Origin of the sequence: Metabacillus idriensis, assembly GCF_009674765.1 — a bacterium.
Taxonomy (GTDB): Bacteria; Bacillota; Bacilli; order Bacillales; family Bacillaceae; genus Bacillus_P; species Bacillus_P idriensis.
The window spans coordinates 25754-50098 of sequence record NZ_WKKF01000018.1; the positions used below are offsets into that span (position 1 = coordinate 25754).

Below are 24345 nucleotides of genomic sequence, written 5' to 3' on the forward strand. Positions count from 1 at the left end.
CAAATTTTGAAGATTCGGTTTGTGATCAAAACTTAAATATAATCAAGCAGAGAAACAGTCCAATTTGATATTAATTGGACTGTTTCTTTTTATTCTAGTTTCAGAATACCCCTAATTGAATGGTGAGGTGTGAAATTAGATTGGGAATTTGGCATGAACGTTCACTCTGTATTTAACTTCTTCTAAGCCACTTTCAGATTTATGAAGTCTTTTTAGATATAGGGGTGTCCAATAAGTCCCATTTTGTTTTTCGGCCAAACAGCAAAACCTCAACCTGGATAAAACATCTTATTTCCATTAATATAATGTACAACAAATTTGATGTATATTGTACCGCACAATGATGTACATCATTTGTACATAAGGTTGTGATGAAAGCGGATACAAAACAAAACTTTAAAGTGCTACACTACATTCAAGAAGGAGGAACACCATGATGCTTAGCGATCGTTGCACGAAAATCCTGAATGAGCTGACAGGCAATCCAGGTGTTACGAGCATTGAATTGGAGGAAAATTACACGCTTACCCGAAGGCAGCTTGGATACAGCATAGACAAAATCAATGATTGGCTGATGTTTAATAAACTTCCTCCCATAGGACGAACTAGTAAAGGTCATTTTGTCATTGATCAATCGGTGATTGCAAAATTAGGCGGAGGATATGAAGGGGTTTCAGCTGCTGCAGAGGCGGCAGTTCTTACCGAGGGTCAGCGAGTCCAGCTGATTATATTAATGCTTGCCGGATCGGCGGAGGAGTTATCGCTCAATCATTTCGTTTTTGAACTGGGGGTCAGCAAGAATACCATCCTTCTTGACTTGAAAAAGGCCCAAAGCTATTTAAACAGTTATGAGTTATTGATCCAGTATTCAAGAAAATACGGCTACCTTTTAACAGGGAAAGAATTTCAAATCCGCAAGCTGTTGATGGAAATAACGAATCTTGTCCTTCGAATGCATCATGGAGAAAACAGACTTCAAAAAATATCAGGGATTACTCAGGAGCAAATTGAAGATTTCACGAGAAAAATTGAAACGGTAGAGGAAAAGCTGAATTTAAGATTCACCGATGAAAAATTGAAATCGATGCCATATGTGCTGATTCTGATTCATCAGAGAGTAGATAAGGGGTATATTCTTGATTCGTTTTCCATCCAGTACGAGGAGCTTTCCAATACGAAGGAGTACAAAGCGACAGAAGAAATCCTCTCAGGTACCGGAGATATTCCAGTGGCGGAACGGCTGTTTATTACGCTCCACCTGCTAACGGCGAATGTGTTTTCAACCAATCTTGTAAAAGATGAAACCGTGCCAAACCTCGTGCCGGCAATAGATCAGATGCTTCGGCAATTTGAAAAGAGTGCCTGCATTTACCTGCAGGAGCGTGAGCAACTTTTAAGTAAGCTTTTGCAACATATAAAACCCGCGTACTACCGGATTAAATATCAGCTAACCGACACCATTGTCTATCAGGCTCCCTCAAGCAAGGAATTTAAAGAGTTGTATCATTTGACGAAACGTTCCATAGGTCCGCTGAAAGATCTGATTGGTCTTGAAATCCCCGAGAATGAGATTGCATATATTACGATGCTCATTGGGGGATGGATGAAGCGTCAGGGGGAAAGCATCGAAAAGAAAGTGAGAGCGATTGTGGTTTGTCCGCAGGGTATATCCGTTTCAAGGCTGATGTTTAACGAATTAAGAGAGCTCTTCCCTGAATTCATCTTTTTGGATTACTTATCGGTGCGTGAGTTTCTGCATTACTCGCTGGATTATGATGTTGTATTCGCTCCTATTTATCTGGAAACCTACAAAAAACTGTTTGTTACAAAGACATTTCTAGGACGGGATGAAAAGCATCAGCTTCGAAAACAAGTATTGCTTGCAGTGAACGAATATTTACCATCAGAAATTGATATAAACACCATCTTAAAAATGGTAGAAAAACATGCCGTAATTCAACACAGGAGTGCACTTGCAGAGGAATTGACTAAATATTTTCATAGAGAAGATGCTTCTCCCTTTGTAGAGCAAGGCGTGGAGACCGATCTAAATTTAGACCAGCTTATAATCCCTGAACATATTACACTTAGAGATTCAGTAGCTTCGTGGGAAGAGGCTGTTCGAATAAGCGCTGAACCGCTTATCCGGAGCAGGTGTATTCAGCCGGAATATGTGGATGCCATGATTGGATACAGTAAAAAAGATCCATATATCGTTATTGGACCAGATATTGCCATTCCCCATGCAGCACCAGAAGATGGAGCAAATCAGGTGGGAATGAGCCTGCTGAGAGTAAAAGAAGGCGTGCAGTATACACAAGACTACAGGATTCACCTGATTATTACGATTTCAGCGGTGGACAAGCATCAGCATATCCATGCGCTGATGCAGCTCATGAGCTTGGCCGGTGCAAAGGAAGAGCGGGACAGCTTGATACATGCAGAATCCGTTGAGGAAGCCTATCAAATGATCCAGTGCTATTCCAAATAAGGGTAGCGTCCCGAATTTACAACGATAAGCTCTTTACAGCATTAAAAAAGAAGCATTTAACAACAATAAGACTTTTGAAACAATTCATGAGAGACATTAGGGAGCATTAACGTAAAATCAGTTAAGTCCCTATAGATTAAACTCTATTGATACAAGGTTTTCTGTTTTACCGTTGTAAATGGTCAAATCCTCACGCTATCTTAAAGAGAAATTACGAATCAGGGGTGTACCATATGAGCAAATTGATTTTCAATGAATCTCTTATTCTACTTGATGTAGAAGGTGATTCCGTAGAAAAAATACTAGAGACAGTTGCACAGAATTTAGCAAATCAAAAATTAGTTAAGGAGAGCTTTATTTCCGCCATCATTCAACGAGAAAAGGAATTTGCCACGGGACTACCAACAGCAGGAGTTTCTGTAGCCATTCCCCATACGGATGTGCATCACGTCATTGCAAAATCAATCAGTGTGGCTGTATTGAGAGAGCCGGTTGATTTTGGGGTGATGGGAAATGACAGCGAGACAACACCCGTCCAAATCATCTTTATGTTGTCTATGGATGAAGCTCATTCCCAGCTTTCGCTGCTGCAGAATCTCATGCAGATTTTCCAGGATGGAGACGTTCTGAAGTGGCTTGTGAACCAAAAGGATAAATCAGAAATTAAGAAGCTGCTGGAAAGAAAATTAGAATTCGAAATTAATTGAGATATAAAAACAGGAGGGCTTAAAATGGCAAAAAAACAAGTATTGGTAGCATGCGGAGCAGGAATTGCAACATCAACGGTAGTAAACAGCGCAATTGAGGAAATGGCAAAAGAAAATAATCTGGATGTTAATCTAGTCCAGCTTAAAATTTCCGAAGTGGGAGCCTATGAGGATACAGCTGATTTATTGGTGACGACCGCCATGACGAAAAAAGAGTACAGGTTCCCTGTCATCAATGCCCGCAATTTCCTTACGGGAATCGGAGTGGAAGACACGAAGAAAGAAATTTTAGAAGCTTTGAAAAAATAAAAGATAAAATGCGAATTGACCGACATAGATAAGAAGATTTTATAAATTTACACATCTCTGTAAGGGGGGCATTTTCATGCAAGCATTTGTTGATTTTATCCAGGGATTTTTAGATTTGGGTGCCACCGTTATTTTGCCAGTGGCCATCTTTCTACTCGGTCTGCTTTTTGGCCAAAAACCAGGAAAGGCTTTTCGTTCCGGGTTGACCATTGGGGTTGCATTTGTCGGGATATTCCTTGTTATTGATTTACTGACCAAAAATCTTGGGCCGGCTGCCCAAGGGATGGTGGACCGGTTGGGGGTGCAGTTAAACGTCATTGATGTGGGATGGCCAGCGACTTCCTCTGTTGCTTGGGCCTCTGTCGTAGCGGCATTCATCATTCCGATTGGACTGTTTGTTAACGTTGTGATGCTCTTGACCAAGACGACTAAAACGATGAATGTAGATATCTGGAATTATTGGCATTACACTTTTATGGCCGCTTTGGTCTACACCATTTCAGGAAGCATTGTTCAAGGACTAATCGCAGCTGTGCTGTTCCAAATTGTATGCCTTAAGATAGCAGACTGGACACAGCCGATGGTCAGTGAATTCTATGATATGCCAGGGGTATCGGTAGCCACCGGGAGTACGATTTCATATGCACCGTTTATTTTCCTTATTAAGGGGATTCAAAAGGTTCCAGGGCTGAACAAGTTGAACGCCGATCCGGATGCAATTCAAAAACGGTTTGGTATTTTCGGAGATTCGATGGTTATGGGTTTGATTCTAGGTGCTGCCATTGGAGCATTGGCAGGATACGGCGCCGGCCAGATTGTTGAAATTGGAATGGCGATGGCAGCCGTCATGGTGCTGATGCCTCGCATGGTTAAGATTTTAATGGAGGGATTGATGCCGGTTTCTGAATCGGCTCGCACCTGGCTGAACAAACGGTTCGGAGACCGCGAAATTTATATTGGACTTGATGCAGCGGTTCTGCTCGGACATCCTTCCGTCATTGCTACTGCGCTCATTTTAACACCGGTGACGGTTCTGTTGGCGGTTATTTTACCAGGCAATGCCGTCCTTCCTTTCGGCGATTTGGCCACTATTCCTTTTGTTATCGCCTTTGTAGTTGGCGCTGCCAAAGGGAATATTATTCATTCAGTCATCGTAGGAACAATTATGATAGCGCTTTCTCTATATATGGCAACAGACATTGCTCCGATATTTACCGATATGGCAAAGGGTGCTGAAATAAACTTGCCGGAAGGCTCTTCAATGGTATCAAGCATAGACCAAGGCGGTAACTTAGTGAACTGGGTAATCTGGAAAGTTTTCTCCTTATTTAATTAATACATGCTTGGAGGGTATACACAATGAAAACACTGTCTAAAACAGAACAGGGCTTTGGACACTTGGCAATTCAGGAAAAACCAGTACCATCGCCTGGAAAGAATGAAGTAAAAATTGAAGTGAAATACGCTGGTATCTGCGGTTCAGATATTCATACGTATGAAGGCCATTACAGGGTGGCGGTGCCTGTTACGCTCGGGCATGAGTTTTCCGGTGTTGTAGCGGAAGTTGGTGAAGAGGTAACTGAATTTAAACCGGGTGACCGTGTGACGTCCGAAACGACTTTTTATATTTGCGGCGAATGCCGATATTGTCAATCCGAAGACTATAATTTGTGCACTCTTCGTAAAGGATTGGGAACGCAGCAGGATGGAGCTTTTGCTAAATATCTGATAGCCCGTAAAGACAGTGTCCATCTGCTTCCTGAGCGTGTGGACTTCAAATCAGGTGCTATGACTGAACCTTTGGCGTGTACCTATCACGCAATTGCAAAGACTGAGATCAATCAAGGAGATCTCATTGTAGTAATAGGTCCTGGACCAATCGGATTGCTCGCTGCTCAAGTGGCCAAAGCCCGTGGAGGAAAAGTTATCATTACTGGGCTGACGAATGATAAGATCAGGCTGAATAAAGCTAAGGAGCTAGGAATTGACTACGCAGTCAATACCCAAGAAGAGAATGTAAAGGATCTTGTAAACCAATTAACAGATGGTTATGGCGCTGATGTCGTTCTTGAATGCTCCGGTGCGGTTCCTGGTGCAAAACAGGGACTTGATTTGCTTCACAAAAAAGGCCAGTACGCTCAGGTTGGACTTTTTGCAAAATCTGAAATTCCTTTTGACCTTGAAAAAGTCATTCAGAAAGAGATTAGGGTGGTAGGAAGCAGAAGCCAAAATTCGGCGGACTGGGAACCATCACTTGCTCTGATGAATGAAGGAAAGGTCAATGCAAAGGCACTGGTAACCCATGAATTTTCAATTACCCAATGGAATGAAGCGTACCAAGCCATAAAAAGCGGTGAAGCGATTAAAGTATTGCTGAGACCTTAAATAAGGAGTGGTGAAGAAATGATTGACGGACTCTTAAATTTCATGCTGGGACCCTTAAGGGGAATCAGCCATTTCTATTTCCAAAATCAGGTCGTTTTCAACTTAATTATTGTAGGATTAGCCTCAGGCAAACTCCTTTTTGGAAAAAAGAAAAGGACTGTTAATTCAGAATCGTAGAAAGCCGGGTGATTAGAATGAGAGCTTTAAAATTGTACGGAAAACAAGATCTGCGCTTTGAGGAGAACGCCCCTATGCCTGTCATTGAAAATGAGGACGACGTCATCATAAAAGTAAAGTCAGCAGGGATCTGCGGTTCCGATACTTCCAGATACAATAAGCTTGGTCCATATGTGCCCGGGATGACATTCGGTCATGAATTTGCCGGAGAGGTAATAAAAACAGGCCCTGCAGTGACGGGGGTGAAACAAGGGGACCGGGTAGCGGGATGCCCAGCCTTTGTGTGCGGAAAATGCGAAAGCTGTCGCAGAGGAGAACCGGCACAATGCGAGAAACTTCAGGTCATCGGGGCTTACAGGCCAGGTGCTTTTGCAGAATATACAACTTTGCCTGAAAGTCATGTAATTCTTTTACCAGACAACGTAGATTATGACAGTGCGGCACTGATAGAACCCTCCGCCGTCGTCGCACGCGGCTTCTACCATACGAATATCCGCCCCGGGGCAGAGGTGGCGATTATGGGGGTCGGCAGCATCGGCTTGCTTGCCGTGCAATGGGCTAAAATTTTTGGGGCGAAGAAAGTATACGCCATTGATATTGACGAACGGAAACTACAAATTGCCAAAGAACTTGGTGCAGATGTAACCATTAATTCACTGAACGCCCCACCTTATGAAATGGTAATGAAATATACGAAAGACCGGGGTGTTGATTTGGCTATAGAATCAGCGGGTTCTCCTGTAACCTCCGAGCAGGTCTTTGCGTTGCCTCGAAAAGGTGGGGAAGTTGTTTTCATGGGGATCCCGTATGCAGGTATCCATATTGAACGGTTCTTTTTCGAAAAGATTGTCCGTAATGAACTAAAAGTATACGGATCCTGGAATGCCATCTCTAACCCTTTTCCAGGTAAAGAATGGACTTCCACTATTCACTATTTAAGCACTGGGCAAATCCAATCCGGCCCGATGATCTCACATCGGCTTTCATTGCAGGATGGCCCGGAAGCTTTTCGTAAAATAACCAATCGGGAACTGCATTCGGTAAAAGTAATTTTTCATCCCGAAGAAATGCGGAGCAAGCTGAAGAATCATGAATCAGAGGGTCAAGTTGGAATTAGGAACTAAGAAGGAGCTCCCAGAAAGTCAGTTAAAACTGACTTTCTAGGAGCTCCTTTCAAATTGGTTAGATGTTTATTAGTGATTCTTTTTCTTTTAGCCAATTGAGCATCTTTAAATCATTATTTTTGTTTTGTCTCTTGTTTTCCCTGCGGATATACCTTGAAAGTGTCGTGTGAGAAATGCCAATTTCAGATGCAGACTGCCGAATACTGATGTTCAGTGCCTGGATCATTTCCTGCATAGCGGTCGGAGACAGCGTAATTTCCGTATCGGTATCTGCCTCGGAAAAATGAAAACTCTGTTGCGCGTACTCTTCTTTATGAATCATATTTGCCGGAATTGATTCGATTGATGCAGCTGTTTGCAAATTGCCAATTGTTTCTGGCTTATATGAATCTGAAATTTGAGTTGCACGCTCATAGTCACTGTGGTGCATTTGTTGCTTGATGCTACTCATAATTTTATCCTCAAGGCTGTTGCCCGTATTTTCCAGAAGGTTTTTCTGGTTTTCCTTAATCACGATATCAGTCGGAAGAAGCACGATGCTCAGCTTGCTCCAGTAATTTTTTACCCAGCCCTTTTTTCCGACTTTCTCTTCTGCAATTTCCTCTGAATACGCCCAGGATTTTATGACATCATCTTTTTGAAGTTCATCAAGCACTGTTTCGAATTTATCCCTTATCTGAACTCCATTGTAACGTGCGGATATGTCCATTACTTTGAGTAGGGTAGCAACTTTAAAAGGCTGCTGGAGTGTCTTTTTCATCGTGCGTATTTTCCATTGAAGGTTCAAATAACGCGTTAATCGCTTTTGCTCTCTCTGTGTAAAGTGGCTGTATTGAAACACTTTAAGATCAAGGAGGCCGATGGATCTGTTTGGTCCGACGAGATATGGGGTCAGGATTGACGTCGGCTTCACTTGAACCGCATATATTCCTTTTGCTTCTCCCGTTTTTTTGTCATACGCCACTCGTATCTTACCGATTTCAAACATACGCTGGAAATCCTTAAAATTATAGAGCTCATTTTCTTGCATCTCTTGCGTGTTGAGCACTTTAACCTTTTGGTCTCCAAGAGATATCCATATGCTTGAGAGGGCTGCTACCCGTTTCATGATATTGAAACGGTCTTCTTCCCTGAAATCGAGCACTCTTCCGTTTGACGTCCTCTTTTTTAAGTTTCTAAGCCGCAGTGCATCACTGCTGTGAAATTCAATGTATCCGTCACTGCTCCTAGGGGATACCATCCATAAGTATGTAATAAGGTCAAAGAGATCTGCTGTCATTTCATCTAAAGAATTTATGGTTGAACCAATCATCTCAAGCCACATTGCTTGCTGTTCAGTTGTTACTTCAGCGATCGACGTTTCATATGGCCTCAGTTCAGCAAGACCTTTCACTTTCCCACGATTATCTATAATTTCAGTCGCAAGGTGTCCGGTTTCATTCTCTTTGAATTCTTTTTTCTTCGTTACAATATCTCTCATCAAATGAAAGTCTATATCCATGCTGCCGTATATATAATCCCGGTCTAATGCTTCAGTAATCTTTTCCTCATTCAGGCTCCGTTTAATTTCATCGTTTGGAAACTCATTGATGAAGTGACCTGCCAGAATAATCCTAATGGTTTCGCTGTATTTTTCAACGCCTTCTCTAATCAATTTCTTAGTAATATGTTTTTCACAATACAGGGTTTGAGTAAATAAATAGAATAATGCCCGAAAGCTTGGGCGCATTTCTTCACATGGTGATTGATGCCTGTACTCAAAATCCGTCATTTCGAATGCATCTTTTTTCCAGTGATTTTTTATGTAAGGCCTGTCATCAAACAGATGCTTCGTTTCTTCATATATCGCTATTTTCAAAAGTTCATAATTTAATATGAGAGAGTCAGAGATATCCGTATACCTCATGTAAATCATCCTTTCTTCATTCAATGAAGATCAGAGTGCGAGTGAGGATAAAATGCACCAGTCCACTTCATTATAACAACAGCCGGGATTGCTGTGTACAAAAAATGCACCAATATAGAGTGAAATGCACCGGATTATTCAGAATTAGGACCAAATTCGACATATAATGCACCAAATACATGCTGAAATGCACCAAATACTACACACGTTCCGCTGAAATGAGTAAATTGGTTTACACATACGGGGAAAGTGGTGCACAAAAACCAAATGTACATTATGAGCGGAAGTTGTATAGTATTTTCGTATAAAAAACTGCACCATTTGAATGCAGTGAGCGGAACCTGTTTAGAAAGAAACCCTGGTGTATCACGTTTAATTAAGAAAAAATGCAATTTTGCACCAAGATGATTCAAGTTATCTACGGGAGATCGTTATTTTGAGCGAGACCTGTATCCAATAAATGCACCACTGAAGAGAAGATAAGAGCGGAACCTGTTTATTAAGAAAATAGCTTGTATTCCTTTTATTCGTTGATATAAAAGGATTTTTTGAACTGCTGGAGAATAGACTCAATCCTTAAAAGTGGTGCATTCTAAAAAAACTGGTGCAAAAGTTGAGCGAAACCTGCATAACAAAAAAAAATAAACTTTTTTTCAATCCCTTGGGGCTCTTAGCTTCAGGGGTGTTTTTGATTTTGGTGCATTTTGCTTAGAGAGCGCCCTTTGGCAAATTTCGATTTCGATATACTTATTACAGCAAAATATTCCAATAAATTTAAGAGATTTAGGAGGGTGATTAAAATGGGAGAACATGAAGTTAATAGAGTAACAAAGAGCGTGATTTCACCGGCTGAGATCATGCAATTCATGACCCATAACAGCCTTCTGCTCTATAAGACAAAAGGGTCTCGTGCCCCTTTAGATAGATTAACAGTTTATCAGAAAACAGAAAAAAAGAATCCGTACCGTAAGGGTGCGGTATTTGTGTCTCCAACAAAAGATGATCTTATGGAAGGCAAAGGTTTTATCGTGACTTCATATGAAACCTTAGGAGAGAAGTGCAATCTTTTATCGCACTGGACACCAAACACGTATCGTGGCGGAAGCTATTATGATTTCAAAAAACGAATCATCAAAGGCCATAAGCGAGAAAATTTAAAGCAAATCAATGTGATTGGTTTTGATATAGATACTAAAGAGGTTGATCTCTACGGTTTATATTTAGGCTGCGAAGAATTAAAACTGCCGAGACCTAACCTCTTACTTGAGACACCTAGAGGATATCAGTGTTTTTTTGTTTTAGAAACGCCTTTTTATGTACATAACCGAGAAGACTATAAATCATTAAGAATAGCAGAACGCCTATCAGACAACATCCGCAAAGCGTTAAGCAAGTATGTTCCGATAGATATGAACTGTGTGCCCTTTGGCTTTTACAGGATTCCCAGAGAAGACAACATTCTAGATTTTTATGAACAACCAGCTAATACAAGCCTCCTTCTTTCTTGGTCAAAGAATTTTGAGGAACAAGAAAAAAAGAAGTTTCTTCGTGTTGTCTACAGCAGCAATCCTTCGTCAATGGACCTTTGCTCATCAGATTGGTACAAAGCCTTAATCCAGGCTACTTATATTGAAAAAGGACATAACAGCGCGAGCCGCAACAATGCTTTAATGACTCTTGCACTTGCCAATTACGCAAGTGAGCGTCCTTACGAAGAAGCATATGATGAACTCGATCAATTCAACAGCTATTTAGATTATCCGCTTGGCAAAGCTGAATTTGAGAAAACGTTAAAAAGCGCCTACTCAGGAAAATACAAGGGTGTTAAGCGTTCCTATGTAGAAGGATTGCTTGAATTATGGACTGATGGGAGTGCCAGTTTTCAAGGGAGAGAGGGCTGGTATAAATTTAAAAAAGAGCGTGAAGACAGAGAAAGATCCCATTATGATGAATGGGAAGAAGATATTGTGAAATACATAGAACAGAATAGAAGTCCAGAAACCCCTTTTTTAGAGGGTTCTTTAACTATGCTTGCAGAAACCTTCGGTATGGCAGTTTCCTCCTTAAGAGAGGTGATTAACCGTTCTGACAGGCTTATTAAGCGAACCGTTGGCCGTGGTCGAGGAGCTGTTACAAAAATCAGCAGCAGAAGTATGCTTTTTAAAGGATTGCTGCATATGCGTAAAAAGCAATTAAACCTAAATCAATCGAATCCTGAATCACTAGTCAGCAAGGTATCCACAATAAGAAGAGAAATACAGCTAGTTATCAATATGTTCGACATGCCGTTTTCTTCCCAAGAAGAGATAGATATATTTAATGATTCTGGATCCCTTTCATCAATAAAGAATACCAGTTGAAATTAATAAGCCAGTCTGCCAATACATATCTATATTCTCCTGCTGCTGTATTCCCTTGTTTTAGTGTTACTTACATACTTAGCTATTTCTAGTGGGCCTCAGATTATAGTAATTACAAATTAATTTATTAGAACAACTAGAGGTTATTTATTATTTTGGATTTATATGATTCATGTTTTATGTTTGGAAGAGAACAAATCTGTGCAGAATATGTATGCTTTATCATGAAGGATTCACTAGAGTAAGGAAATTACCTGGCCAAGCAATACTTCAAATGCTGAAATTCGATAAGTGAAAAAACTGGGAGAAATTTCATAGCGTTTACACGAAAATAAGAACATTTGCTCTCTAAACAGGAAGAAAGACTCTTTCCATTTATTTACCAAGATGGTAGTATTAACTAGTAATAACTCTTGTAATTACTGTAGTAAAAGCTGTTATCTGTATATGCAACATCTAATACAACTAGTGATGCACCTAAACTCAAGTGCAGTCCTGCTAAATGGTCACGGCATGATGAAGAGTTATTCCGTGACCATTTAGCAGGACCTTAGATATCTAATCCACTTACCCATCTTAGATAGATATAGTGTATAAGTGTAAGGTGAGTGGTGGTGAGTAGTTAGTAGAGAGAGAGAGAGTAAGTAAGTGTAGTAGTTAGGAGGAGGAGAGAGAGGTAGAGAGAGTAGTAGTAGTGTGTGTAAGAGAGTGAGTGAGAGTAAGTTCAAGGGAGGTAGTTCAAGGGAGTAAAAGAGTAAGTTCAAGTGCAGAAGGAGTTGGATGGAGTAGTCTATAGGGTTTAGGATCAGTGAGATTGTTTTTGGTTAGGTTTGATGAGTTGGATGCAAGTGAGAAATTGTTGGTTTAATTGAGAAACTTTGAGGTTGGTTTTAAAGGGGTGAATGAGTGTGAGGTTTCATTTGTTGCCGTTTTTGATTCCGAGAGAAGGTAAGGTTTATGAGTTAAGGACAACGATGGATGCGAAGATTTTGTATTTCAAGGATGAGACAGCCTGGACGACGATGCTGAGTTTTTTAACGCGTCCGTGGTACCGCCGGTGGGTTAAGCAGGAATGGATCAGCTGGGAGATTGCTGCAACAAAAGATGAGATCCGGTATTTTGTCTGGGTGCCTGATGAACATATTGGGAGAGCGTTCAAAGCCAAGTTTTATGCCGAACATTCCGATGTTGAAATTGTGGATGCAGATTACTCCGTTGATTTTAGCCGTCCTCACGCAGGTACTAAGCTATTCACCGAGAGCCACTGGACGATTCCGATAAAAACGTATCACAACGAGGTCGTTGATACTCAGGCTGAGCTTGTAGAGTTTTTAGATGATTTAGAAGATGGCCAGGAGATACACATGCAATTTCTTGTACAGCCTGCTTATCGCACTGAAAAGAGCTTCAGGGGAATAGTCCGTCAGTTTCATAAACAGGGTGAGTATGATGAGACGCTCGAGAAGGATAATGAACTGTACTTATCAGCGATAGAGGGTAAGTCAACGAGGGTTCTTTCGAGGATAGGGGTTAAAGTTGTTGCATTTGGACGTGACAAACGTGATTCCAGAGAGCTGATTAAAAGTGCAAAAGGTTCGATCGGAACGTTTTCGAGTGGACGATTGAATCAGCTTAAAGGGCGTGAGTGGTGGTGGTTCCGTACGATCCGGCCATTGTTTCGCTGGGAGTATAACCACCGCATCTATCCAATGGAGACGATGAAGAAGCGAGTGATTTTAGGAACTGAAGAGATGGCAGCTATGATGAGGCTACCTAGTGAAAGAATTCACAGCACTAAACTCAACCGGCTAAAAATGAGGTCTACGCCACTGCCGAAAGAGTTAAAGAATGTGGAGTTTGACCCTTCTTTATCCGTAACGCTCGGAGAACACCGTTATCACGGCAAGCAGTCTGATGTTATGTTTGATCTTGCAACGCTCCGTTATCATGCTGCATTTATTGGAATGTCGGGCATGGGGAAATCGACTGCGATGTATAATCTGGTTGAAGATTTAATCAATCTTGATGGTGCGGGCACTACTATAGGCGGTACCATCATTGATCCGCACGGGGATTTGTGCCAGGACATTGCTGCAAGAATTCCGCCAGATAAGCAGCATCTTGTCAGATACATTAAGTTTTCAGAAGGTGAGATTCCGTTTAACGTGTATGATGTTGATTTTCAGGCGACTGAAGATAAGATTGCCCAAACAGTTGCGGATGTACTGAAGAGAACCTGGAAAGATTTTTGGGGTCCGAATATTGACGATAATTTCTTAAACGGGGGCATTGTGCTGCAGAGGCTAGGCGAAGCGAGTCTTCCGAACTTGCAAAAGCTTTTGAGTGATCCTGATTATCGTGAAAATATCCTGGAACGTCTAAATCGTGATGACGCAATCGAGAATGACCTTTATCTGTACTTTGCAAACCTGCAAGGCCTTCAAGATCGTGAACTGCAGGCAAAAACGAATTCCACACTTAATAAGCTGCGGAAAATCACTTTATCAGGAGTGCTTGGGAAAATGCTTCGTGCTAAAACCAACGGACTGCGCTTTCGTGAAAGCATGGATCAGGGAATGATCAATCTGTTAGATTTATCAGAACTGACAAGTGACGAGAAGAAGCTTATTGGTTCGATGTGTTTGACGTATGCTGAGCTTGCCGGTAAAAGCAGAGCTGACACACCAGTATCTGAACGTCACAAACTTCCGTATCATTTTGTGATGGTGGATGAGGCTCCGACTTTAATGGAGCATAGCATAGATGCAATTGAGTCTTTTGCATCTGAGCTCAGGAAATACAAAACATCGATTATATTAGGCATGCAGGGCATCAAAGATCAATTGCCAAGAGAAGTTGCGTCTGCTATATTCAGAAACTTCGGAACATTTGTCTCTTTTCGTCTGGGGGAGCCTGATGACGCTCAATATGTGAATCGCTCCATGTCATCAGAGGTGCTGCAAGAAACAGATTACCTGCAAATTGAGCCTTATAGCGCGTATATGAGAATGCAGGTTGGAAACGAACGAACCCGTCCATTCTTAATTAACATGAAGGCACCTAGACCGGCTTTATATGCAGATTCCATTCCAGAGCTTAAGAAGAGAACAATTATTGAAGCCATGGAAATTGAAAAGAAGGCTGCTTTAGCTTCCATAGAGCATCAAAAGGAAGATGCAGAAAAAGCAATATATGAATCATACCTTGATGAAGAAGACATGCAAGATACCGATTACCCTGATTATCTGACAAATGAAGTCGCTGCAGCAATTGAGATTAAGAAAGATACAGACAGCAAAGCAGTTGAAAAAAATCCTTTGCTTCATCTTTCAAAAGATTATGAGGTACCTCATGCCGGGGCACAAGTTTTGCAACCGGAAGAAGACAACATAAATCCTGATTCAGAGCACTTAGATTCTGATAGGTCTTTAAGTGAAAAGAAAGAATCGCAGAAAGAGAAAAAAACGAATGAAACAAAAAAAGTCATCAGCAACGATGACTTATGGGTGTAGCAGGGGGAGAAAATATGGCCAAAAGAATAACCGATTTAGAGGAAGAATTGTTTGTATCACTGCATGATTTAGTATTTGTTGATGTTCAATATTTAGAAAAATATATATATGTTCATGAGGACCGGAAGCCTTACAGTAAATACTGGATTTCAAAGCAAATGAGAGCGATGGAAGCAGAAGGGTACATTAAGTCATTTCCAGTTGCCAAAGCTTCCGTTCAAGGACGGGATCGGCTCGTTTATACGCTTGATTCAAAAGGCGTTCAGGAAGTGAAAGAAATACTAGGAGAGGCTGACTGGGATACAAGGTGGACGCAGAGAACACCGACTTATGTTTTTCATTCTTTGAGAATGTCTCATATCCAGGCTGCCTATGCCTCGCAAAAAGATAGTCAGTTTACATTTAAAGAGTTTTTCTCAGAACGCAGAGCCTTTCGTAATTATGGTGAGGTCTTGATAGATAAGGAAGGAAAGAAAAAACAGTCTTCTACAACCGTGATTCGTCCTGATGGTGCGTTTACATTGGAGAGAGAAATAAACGGGCAGAAAGTGAAATTTTTGTTTTTTGTGGAACTCGAGAGAAGCAGGCAGAGAGTGGATGTCACGTTAAATAAGATCAGACGCTATAACGAGTATGTCCGAAAGAGATCATTTGAGAATGACGGGATTTTTGGAGATGGTGTTCGGGTTGTCCGTGTGTTATTCGTATCAAATAACGATACTGAGCGCAATAAAATCATGGAGAACTCACATAAAGCTGATTCCCGTGAAATTGAAAAAATAGGCGGCAGTTTATTGTTTGGAACTTATGAAGATGTCATTGCAGATCCATTCGGTCAGATCTGGAAAGCGAAAGATTCATCGGATTCTAGTAAATTATACAGTTTATATAAAAAGGTTGAATAATTTGTAATATTCTGACACCATAAAGATAAATAGCATAATAAAGGAGGTGATACATGGTGGGATATAAGGTGAAACGCGGTTCAACTCCTACCGACAGTTCCATTAAAGAGATGTTCTTAAGCTTTATTAGAAGACTTGTGGCCGTTGTGATCATTATGGCCGTCATGGCGGCTATTGGGTATTTTCTCTATCAATTTGCGTATGATGCGTTTCCGGCGTTCGCTATAGCAGCTGATGATGTCGCACAATTTGTCAGAGCATTCTATGATGAGCACGGTGTTTGGGCCACAATCGGAATGGTTGGATTCATCTGTCTTGCGGTCTGGGCTTTTGGTGAAGAAGCAAAAAGGAAAGATCGCCGCAGGCAAGCCATGGATGAAATGATGAAATAGCATAGGCTCAAGAATGTTACACAGCTATTTTTAATTGAGAGGATGCTTCACAGACTTTGACACATATAAGAGTTTAGCAGAGTTATAGTTTTGAAAGGAGGCACTATGAAAAAACGTGAATACCCTAGAACCGTATTATTAAAAAAATTTATCAAAGGAATGTTTTGGACTGCTTTTATATTAGTATTGTTTCTGTCAGTAGTGGCAATTGAACGTAGTGGAAATGCAGGTGCGGGTGCAATACAACATAAGCCAGGTGAAGATGTAATAAAAGAAGAGAATGTTGCAGCTGGCGTTGGAGCCCAGTCTTTTGCAGAAAACTTTGTCTCTGAGTACTTCAATTGGGAAAACACCGATGAGGAAATAAAAAAACGAGCTGACCGTCTCCAGCCATTCCTAGCCATGGGACTCGATGAACAGGCAGGTCTTTCTTTTGAAGATTCGGACTGGAGCAGCAGTCTAACAGATTCACAAGTTTGGAAAGTAGAAGAAAAAGCAGAAAATACAGCATTAATTACCCTTCGAGTACAACACACCTTAAAGAAATCCACACCGCCTGACGCCAAAGCCGTCGAACAAGCAAAGAAAGATAAAAAACCTCTCCCTAAGGCTAAAGAAGAAAAATCAGATCCCTATGAAAAGTATATTGTTGTTCCAGTCAAAAGTGACGGAAAATCATATGTTGTGCATAAGGTTCCTTATTTTGTCCCTCCAGCCAAGAAACCAGAAATCACGTCAGATGCCACGATCAGCGAAGAAGGAAAAATCCAAGATTCAGAGCTTCAAGATGAGATTACTTCAGGACTTAAAACATTTTTCAAAGTATATACCTCAGGAACCCAGGAAGAACTGTCTTATTATACGAAAAGCGATGAAATCAAAGCGATGACCGGCATCACTACGTTTAAGGAAGTAAAGGATACCATTATTAAACTGGGTGATGCTGAAAATGAATATACAGTCCATGCGACGGTGATTTTCGAGGAGGATCAATCAAAAGCTCAAGTTAGTTACCCTTATGAGTTAACCCTTGTAAAAGAAGAGAATCGTTTGTTCGTTAAAGAGATGAAAAATAAATAAGAATTAGCAGGAGGATGGAAGACTATGAACTTTGGAGAGAATATTCAAAACTGGTTTTCAACGCAGGTAGGAGCGTTATTCCTTGTCATTATCGGAGCTATTGCCATCTACTTTTTAGTCAGACGCGAGTTTTCCAGATTTGTAGGCTTTGCGATATTCGCCATGATTGTAGGAGTGTTTGTCTTTACACCGGACAGCGTAAAAGATCTGGGCACTAAACTATGGGCTACTGTTTTCGGAAGTTAAAGGACAGATGAAAGTGAGGTAATACCATGAAGCCTAAAATCTTACGCACCTATAACAGTGTGTGGAAAGTAGAGAAGGTTCTGTACGGAATTCAAGATATCCCACTGCCGATACCTCTGACGTATCGGCAGATAGGATTTTTCGGGGGTGGAGTGTTCCTTGTGTGGGTACTCAACCACTTTCCCCCTTTAAGTTTACTTGAACTTGGTTTAGTTGAATATATCTTTTTGCCGGGACTTTTCGCTTGGTTTTTCACAAAACAGCTGCTCGACGGGAAAGCTCCGCACCGGTTTTTCATAAGTGCCGGGCGCTATCACTTATCACCACATCAAATGAATCGCTACATGGAAGTATCTGATATAAAAAAGCCTTATAAATATGCCGGTAAAGTCGGGTACCGAAAGCTTAGCTATTATGAGAGGGGTGAAGACCTTGACCATCGAATTTCCGATTAAATACTTTGAAGGCAATCTAGTATTCTCACAGGAAGGTTCATGCTGGGCCTATTATCAGCTAGCCGGATATAATTACGATTTTTTAGCAGATGATGAAAAAGAGATTATCTTTACAAAGATCAAGCAGTTTTTTTGGCAAATCAATCTGGATACACACCTCCTCGTAGTCCCTAACTTTCAATCGATTGAAGAAAAACATGATCGCTTTAAACATAAATTAACCGGCCCCCTAAAAGATGCGGCTCTGAAGCATACGGATGATGCTGCCGTTCAGCTTGAGAAGATGCTTGGTAAAGAAGGAACTGAATATCGTTTCTTTATCGGTGTGAGACTTCAAAAAGCCGAGGGAAAGAAGCAAAAAACCTCTCTATTTCAGGACATAAAAGAAGCGTGGAAGGAATTTATCAGTGGAGTTAATGAAGCATCCGGCCTTGATGTGCCTGAGATCATTGAAGATGAAATTGACCGGTACCGGAAAGCAGAGCGCCGTGTTTATAACAAGGTATCTACAAGGCTCCAAGCTGATCCTGTCAATGAAGAAGACATTCAATGGCTGGTGCGCCGAAACTGGTACCGTTCAATCGGGAAAGCACCTGTTATAAAAAATTGGAGCCCTGATTACAGCGTTCACTATAAAGAGTATGAAGAGGGGGAAGTTACAGTGCGACGGCCCCTGTATCATGATGTATTGCGATTATCAGAAGGATTTGTTGATGATTCGCCAAAGAGAAGCATCATACTTAAGCAAATACATGAAGGGGAAGAAGTGGAAGGGCATGTTGCTTTCCTTGCCATCGCCAATGTCCCATATGAACTGGAGTTTCCCGGTGAGGAATGGATGTATGTTATTCAAAACCTTGATTTTCCTGTAGAAATCAGTGTTCGAACAGAAATGATGGATAACCGAAAAGCGTTATCTTCTGTTCGCAACGCGCAGAAAGACTTGAAAGATCAAGACCGTCATGCGAGGGAGACCGGGAATGATACCGGGCTCAATGTGCTTGACGGCAGAGCAGAAGCCCATGAACTTGAAGCCCATCTACAAAAATCACGTATGCCTTTAATTAAAACGTCCATCATTTTAGCTGTGTCTGCCACGAATGAAGATGAATTAAAACGACGCTGCGATACGGTCAAAGACATGTATCAGGATATGATGTTTCAGGTCGAACAGCCATACGGGGACCAGTGGCTTGCTTTCAATGAATTTCTGCCCGGTGCGAAGCGCTACATCAAGGATTATGTTCATTTTATGGAACCTGCAACCGTTGCCGGAAGCATGTTTGGAGCAACTAAGCAGCTAGGTGACGGGGAAGGGTTCTTTATTGGAAGTACAGGGATCCTTGATCAGCCCGTTTACATTATGCCAAACCGGGCTGCACAGGGGATTCGGGGAACAAAGACCAATGCACTTTCCGCAGCGTTCCTCGGGTCACTTGGTGGAGGTAAATCCTTCAGTTCAAACCTCATCACCTACCTGTCGGTTTTATCCGGCGGTAAAGCGCTTGTCATAGATCCTAAGGGTGAGCGCGGAAACTGGAAACGGGATTTATATGAGCTGGGTGATGAGGTCAATATCATCTCCCTCTCTACAAGGCATGAGGATAAAGGAAGGTTAGATCCATTTTCCATTCATGATGACATAAAAGAAGCTGAAACGTTGGCGCTGGATATCCTGACGTTTTTAACGGGGGTACGGCTTGATGATTCAGAGCGTTTTCCAAAGCTCACCCGGGCTGTCCGGTCCGTTGCTGAATCCGAGAAGCCGTGTCTTGGGAAAGTTGTTACCAATCTTTTAGGCAGCAAGGATAAAATCGCAAAACAGTTAGGTGAACACATACGTTCATTTAAAGAATTGTCCTTTGCGCAGCTGCTTTTCGGTGATGGGGAGAATGATTCGGCCATCAACCTTCGCACAGCTTTAAATGTTTTGCAGATCCAAAACCTTGAGCTTCCGGCGCCGGATACGCCGCAAGAGAAATACAATCTGTCAGAAATGCTTTCGGTTGCGATGATGCTTCCGATTTCATCATTTGCGCTAAAGTTCATTCACAGTGACCGCAGGATTTTCAAAACGGTACTCTTGGATGAGGCATGGGCGGTCCTTAACACAAGTCAGGGAAGCCATTTAGCCTCGCGTCTAGTTCGTGCAGGACGTTCAATGAATGCCGGCATCTATTTTGTTACCCAGAATGCGAATGATCTTCTTGATGAAAAAATGAAAAACAATATCGGAATGAAATTTGCTTTCCGCAGCACGGATCCAAACGAGATTGAAAATGTGCTTTCTTTACTAAACCTGAAAAATACGGAGTACAACGCGTCTACTTTAAGAGAGCTTCAGAACGGTCAGTGCCTGTTCCAGGATATTACAGGACGTGTTGGTGTTGTATCAATAAATGCCTTATTTAAAGATCTTTTTGACGCTTTTGATACACGGCCCCCGGCAGAAGAACTGGAAGAGGGAGAGATCATTCCTGATGGGGATCTTCCGATTGATGGACACCTTCAGAAAGAAGAAAAACACAAGAAGGAAGGCGTGTTTGTATGAAAAAATTGTTCTTAATTATGAGTCTTTCGTTCCTGTTGGTGGTTGCTGCGGCATGTGGCAGCAATGAGGTTAACGGAAAAGGACCTGAAGAAATACCAGTTGAATGGGCGAATGCAGATACACAGCGAGATCAATCCAAATTGCTTTCACTTCTTGATAAAAAAGAGTCAGCTTTAGATCCAGAAGACAGTGCAGATAATAACAAAACCGTTAAGAAATATAAGTTAGTCGAATGGAAAGGGAATAACGATAATTATTTTTATGAGATTAGTTATGAAAATCCGATTAAGAAAGACACATTAAAAACTGAACAAATGGAAGTAATTAAAACAGATGATGGATGGAAAAGAACAGCTTTTGGCGATTTAAAGGATTTTGATAAATTAGTTGAAGATTTAAAACCAGAAGTACTCAGAGAGATGAATGATAAATGAAAAAAATCATAAGGTTTATCTTGTTATCTGTTACTATCCTTTTGACATTTCAAGTATCAGTTTCAGCAGAGAGCCTTCAAGATAACTTAGTCCCACAAGATTCTGATATAGGATCTGTAGGAGAAGTAGATTTAAAATATAAAGAACATCCACAACACCACTATAAATTAGACACTTGGGTAGATACCGATGGTGACTGGATGCCGTGGAATTGGGCAGACGGGGCAGGAAAACAAATTTACATCGCATTAATGGAAATCATCAATTCCATCTGGAATGTCAATATTCTATTGGCTAATTTTACGATGAAGATTGTACAAGAAGCATTTGAGCTTGATTTTGTTTCAAATATAACCGAAGAGATTGGCACAGCTATTCAAAATATCGCAGGGTTTGGCCCAGACGGTTTCGCGGGGGATGGGCTATGGCCGTTACTTGTCACGTTTGTTATCGCGATTGTAGGTGCCTGGGCAACATATGTTGGAATGGTAAAACGTGAAAGCAGCCGTGCCTGGGGCGGTTTGATTTCTTCAATGATTATTTTTGTTTTTGCGCTTGGTTTTTTCTCGAATGCACCAACTATATTAAAAGGAATTAATAATTGGTCCAGTGACCTTCAAAGTGATGTTTTAGCTGTTTCAGCGAGTGTTGTAAACCCTGGTGCCTCATATTCTAAAGAAGAAGGAATTGCGACTATCCGCAATCAAATGTTTGATTTAATGGTTAAGAAACCATATATGCTCATGCAATATGGAACGACGGAGGTTGAAGAAAGAAGAGTAAACGATTTGCTTGCGGTAGATCCTTTTACGAATTCAGAAGATAGAAATACCAAGGCTGAAGTAGAAGTAACTCAAAATGATAATATCATGATGTCCATTGACGGAATATCTCAGCGTGCAGGGTTTGTCCCTTTGCTTTTTGTAGCAAATACCATCATTGGCATTTTCCTTCTCATGGTTTCAGGCACGATTATCCTTTATCAGATGGTTTTTCTTGCATTGGTTCTTTTTGCACCGGTTCCGTTGCTGATGGCGTTGGTGCCACGCTGGAAGCATGCAGCTTTTGATTGGGGCATGAAAGTGCTTCATGCTCAGCTGATGAAAATCTCCATTGCTTTGTTGCTTACTATTTTGTTCGGTATTTCAGCCATTCTTTACCGTGCGACAGAAAGTTCGGATTTAGGGTATCTTGGAATGATGCTCCTTCAAATAATCTGTTTTGTTGGGGTTTGGGCTAAACGAAAAGAACTATTTAATATCGTATCGACAGCTGTAAATAATGTTGAAAGCAGTACGGGAGCTACTTTGCAAAGCTACCGTCAGAAATTCAGCCAAGCAAGGAGTATAGCCCGAAATGCCAAGAGCAGTATGGATGCAAGCACGAGTAAAGGACGGATCCGCAATCAGCCCCTAACTGAACGGAAGCCTTTAGGGCAGGGTAAGATCGGCGCACTTACCAAAGAGCAGTTAGCAGAAAGACAACAGCAGATGAAATCATCAAAAGAAGGTCTCCTTAACAAAAAGGATGCTGTAGCTGCAGGAGTGAACGGAGTCGTGATGGCCGAACGAAGCAATCCTGAAATTCAAAGTGGCATGGAAGATTACCGAAAGCTGAAAAGTCCTACAGGAGTTGAAAATGCAAGTTCAGACCGTGAACAGCATATGGATCGTATCCATGGCTCTCAACCTGAAATTCAAAAAGGAAATATTACTTCAATTGAAGATTTACGACGCCGACGTTTAGAGAGTGGAAGTCTTGCGAATGCTCCATTAGCAGATCGCCAATCACTAATTGCTGCACGAAATGAAATTGCTGCCTCATTAGAAAGGCCGGAAACGCAGGATGCAGAGATGTCAGATCGAACGCAAAGTGAGCGTAATGTGAACTTAATTAATCAAAACAGTCACGAAGATAAGGTCAATGACAAACAAAGTAATCATTTAGCAGAACGCAGAGTGCTGGATCGGCAGGCGGACAAAGAAGTTTCTGAAGATACGATGAGTCGTGAAAGATTAGTTCAAACAAATAATGAACGCACTATCAATGATAAAGTTAATCGTCAGTCTTTTAATCATGATGGCCATGAACGTAATATCAATGAGACAACGACTCGTAATTTAATTAATAATGAAAATAACGATCGAACTGTTAATGATGTGATTGACCGCAATAACGTTGAAACTGAAACGCATCGAAGGTCACAGGAAAACATTACAACCAGGGAGACGCTTTCTCAAGAAGCCACTCACAGGAATGAACAGCTTGTTAATAATTTAGAAAATATAGAAAACGTCATAAAACAGGGGAAACATATTACACAGTGGGAAGCTCAGCAGCAAATCAATGCACGTAACCGTAATCGAGATAAGGGACAGGAGGAATAAACAGGAGGAGAGACTAATGTTTGGATGGGATTTACAAAACAGTAAAAGCGATCGGATCAAGCTGTTCCTTTTTCTTCTTGCTGTTTTTCTGATTGTCGGTTTTGCAGCTTCAACTTTCTTTAGGAGTACATTAGGAAATCCCACTGGGGTTTCAAAGACTGTTGAAACGACCCAGCCCCCCTCCGATAATACTAATTCAAAGGACAGCACTGATGCAGTGATGCACCGTAAAGAGGTGTCAAATGAGTATGATCAAACGGAGCACTTTTCTGCAGAAGAGCTTGAGGCTACTAAAAAGATCGCTGTTCAGTTTGTTACAAAGTTTCATACCTATGATGCAGATAAACCGATGGATTACCTTGTTAAGGCAAAACCTTATATGACAGAAGCTCTATATGAAAAAATGAACCAGAACGGCAGACGGGAAGTGCTTGAACGCTCATATTTAACAGTGAAAGAAACAGAAGTGACGCCAGTTGTTAACAAGAGCAGCAAGATTGTTCGCTGGAATGTCATCGTCAAAGGAGAAGCAAAGTCAGTTGATGGAAAGGTTTCTTCAACCGAAGATTGGTACTTAGTGGGCATCCGAGACGTTCAAGGCGAATGGCAAGTAGAGGATGTGAGAGTGAATGTCCCAAATTAATGATTCCAATACTCACGAGACTGATGGAAGTTCTGCTTTAAAGAATGCGACAGGTACAGCCGGAAAAGCCGTAGCGAAAAAGGCTGGGAAGAAAGCTTTGAAAGCAGCAACTGCAAAGGCAGCCGCAGCTACTGGTTCTACCGTTGGACTTCCTGTTGTCTTGGGTCTTGCAACTGCCGCCATTGTTCTCATTGGAGGGCTTATCATTATCGCTTTTGTTATCCTGTCTTCGACTGGTGGAGAAGAAAAAATGCAGCCAGGCATGGGATATCATGGGGGAG

The 24345-nt window shown here is 41.4% G+C and carries 18 protein-coding genes; 17 read left to right on the top strand and 1 reads right to left on the bottom strand.

Annotated features, from left to right (window positions below):
- Positions 1 to 433 precede the first annotated feature (433 nt).
- From GJU41_RS23275 to GJU41_RS23300, 6 genes are all read left to right on the top strand, one after another.
- Positions 434 to 2491 (top strand): BglG family transcription antiterminator, encoded by a 2058-nt coding sequence (locus GJU41_RS23275; RefSeq protein ID WP_154319724.1) that lies wholly within the window; start codon positions 434 to 436, stop codon positions 2489 to 2491.
- Between the two features lie 233 nt (positions 2492 to 2724).
- Positions 2725 to 3198 carry a PTS sugar transporter subunit IIA gene (locus tag GJU41_RS23280; RefSeq protein WP_154319725.1) on the top strand — a complete coding sequence of 158 codons (474 nt, stop codon included), beginning with the start codon at positions 2725 to 2727 and terminating at the stop codon, positions 3196 to 3198.
- 24 nt (positions 3199 to 3222) lie between these two features.
- The gene (locus tag GJU41_RS23285; RefSeq protein ID WP_154319726.1) at positions 3223 to 3507 is read left to right on the top strand and encodes a PTS sugar transporter subunit IIB; all 285 of its coding nucleotides are present in this window, start codon (positions 3223 to 3225) and stop codon (positions 3505 to 3507) included.
- 76 nt (positions 3508 to 3583) lie between these two features.
- Positions 3584 to 4843 carry a galactitol-specific PTS transporter subunit IIC gene (locus GJU41_RS23290; RefSeq protein WP_154319727.1) on the top strand — a complete coding sequence of 420 codons (1260 nt, stop codon included), beginning with the start codon at positions 3584 to 3586 and terminating at the stop codon, positions 4841 to 4843.
- A 23-nt stretch (positions 4844 to 4866) separates the two neighbouring features.
- Entirely contained in the window at positions 4867 to 5892 is a 1026-nt protein-coding gene (locus tag GJU41_RS23295) for a zinc-binding dehydrogenase (RefSeq protein WP_154319728.1), read from the top strand.
- Between the two features lie 194 nt (positions 5893 to 6086).
- Entirely contained in the window at positions 6087 to 7193 is a 1107-nt protein-coding gene (locus GJU41_RS23300; RefSeq protein ID WP_154319729.1) for a galactitol-1-phosphate 5-dehydrogenase, read from the top strand.
- A 58-nt stretch (positions 7194 to 7251) separates the two neighbouring features.
- Here the strand turns inward: GJU41_RS23300 and GJU41_RS23305 are convergent, their stop codons facing one another.
- On the bottom strand, positions 7252 to 9099 hold the full coding sequence (locus GJU41_RS23305; RefSeq protein WP_154319730.1) for a hypothetical protein: 1848 nt from the start codon (positions 9097 to 9099) through the stop codon (positions 7252 to 7254).
- An 800-nt stretch (positions 9100 to 9899) separates the two neighbouring features.
- On the opposite strand from GJU41_RS23305, the gene GJU41_RS23310 reads away from it, so the two are divergent.
- From GJU41_RS23310 to GJU41_RS23360, 11 genes are all read left to right on the top strand, one after another.
- Positions 9900 to 11459 (top strand): primase C-terminal domain-containing protein, encoded by a 1560-nt coding sequence (locus GJU41_RS23310; RefSeq protein ID WP_154319731.1) that lies wholly within the window; start codon positions 9900 to 9902, stop codon positions 11457 to 11459.
- A gap of 908 nt (positions 11460 to 12367) precedes the next feature.
- Positions 12368 to 14971 carry a type IV secretory system conjugative DNA transfer family protein gene (locus GJU41_RS23315; protein WP_224771462.1) on the top strand — a complete coding sequence of 868 codons (2604 nt, stop codon included), beginning with the start codon at positions 12368 to 12370 and terminating at the stop codon, positions 14969 to 14971.
- A gap of 14 nt (positions 14972 to 14985) precedes the next feature.
- A complete protein-coding gene (locus GJU41_RS23320) occupies positions 14986 to 15876 on the top strand; it encodes a replication-relaxation family protein (RefSeq protein ID WP_154319732.1) in 891 nt (296 codons plus the stop codon).
- Between the two features lie 53 nt (positions 15877 to 15929).
- The gene (locus tag GJU41_RS23325; RefSeq protein ID WP_154319733.1) at positions 15930 to 16268 is read left to right on the top strand and encodes a hypothetical protein; all 339 of its coding nucleotides are present in this window, start codon (positions 15930 to 15932) and stop codon (positions 16266 to 16268) included.
- Between the two features lie 105 nt (positions 16269 to 16373).
- Positions 16374 to 17348 carry a conjugal transfer protein gene (locus tag GJU41_RS23330; RefSeq protein WP_154319734.1) on the top strand — a complete coding sequence of 325 codons (975 nt, stop codon included), beginning with the start codon at positions 16374 to 16376 and terminating at the stop codon, positions 17346 to 17348.
- A 24-nt stretch (positions 17349 to 17372) separates the two neighbouring features.
- Complete coding sequence (locus GJU41_RS23335; RefSeq protein WP_070874648.1) at positions 17373 to 17594, top strand: hypothetical protein; 222 nt, start codon at positions 17373 to 17375, stop codon at positions 17592 to 17594.
- A 26-nt stretch (positions 17595 to 17620) separates the two neighbouring features.
- Positions 17621 to 18049 carry a conjugal transfer protein gene (locus GJU41_RS23340; RefSeq protein ID WP_154319735.1) on the top strand — a complete coding sequence of 143 codons (429 nt, stop codon included), beginning with the start codon at positions 17621 to 17623 and terminating at the stop codon, positions 18047 to 18049.
- Positions 18018 to 20600: an ATP-binding protein gene (locus GJU41_RS23345; protein WP_428842547.1), complete on the top strand. Its 2583-nt coding sequence runs from the start codon at positions 18018 to 18020 to the stop codon at positions 20598 to 20600. Before GJU41_RS23340 ends, GJU41_RS23345 begins: the two co-directional genes overlap by 32 nt.
- Positions 20597 to 21034 carry an LptM family lipoprotein gene (locus GJU41_RS23350; protein ID WP_154319737.1) on the top strand — a complete coding sequence of 146 codons (438 nt, stop codon included), beginning with the start codon at positions 20597 to 20599 and terminating at the stop codon, positions 21032 to 21034. The genes GJU41_RS23345 and GJU41_RS23350 overlap by 4 nt, the downstream gene beginning before the upstream one ends.
- Positions 21031 to 23421, top strand: coding sequence for a CD3337/EF1877 family mobilome membrane protein (locus tag GJU41_RS23355; RefSeq protein ID WP_154319738.1), 2391 nt, complete (start codon positions 21031 to 21033; stop codon positions 23419 to 23421). The genes GJU41_RS23350 and GJU41_RS23355 overlap by 4 nt, the downstream gene beginning before the upstream one ends.
- Positions 23422 to 23437: 16 nt before the next feature.
- Positions 23438 to 24064 (top strand): hypothetical protein, encoded by a 627-nt coding sequence (locus GJU41_RS23360; RefSeq protein ID WP_154319739.1) that lies wholly within the window; start codon positions 23438 to 23440, stop codon positions 24062 to 24064.
- Positions 24065 to 24345 lie beyond the last annotated feature (281 nt).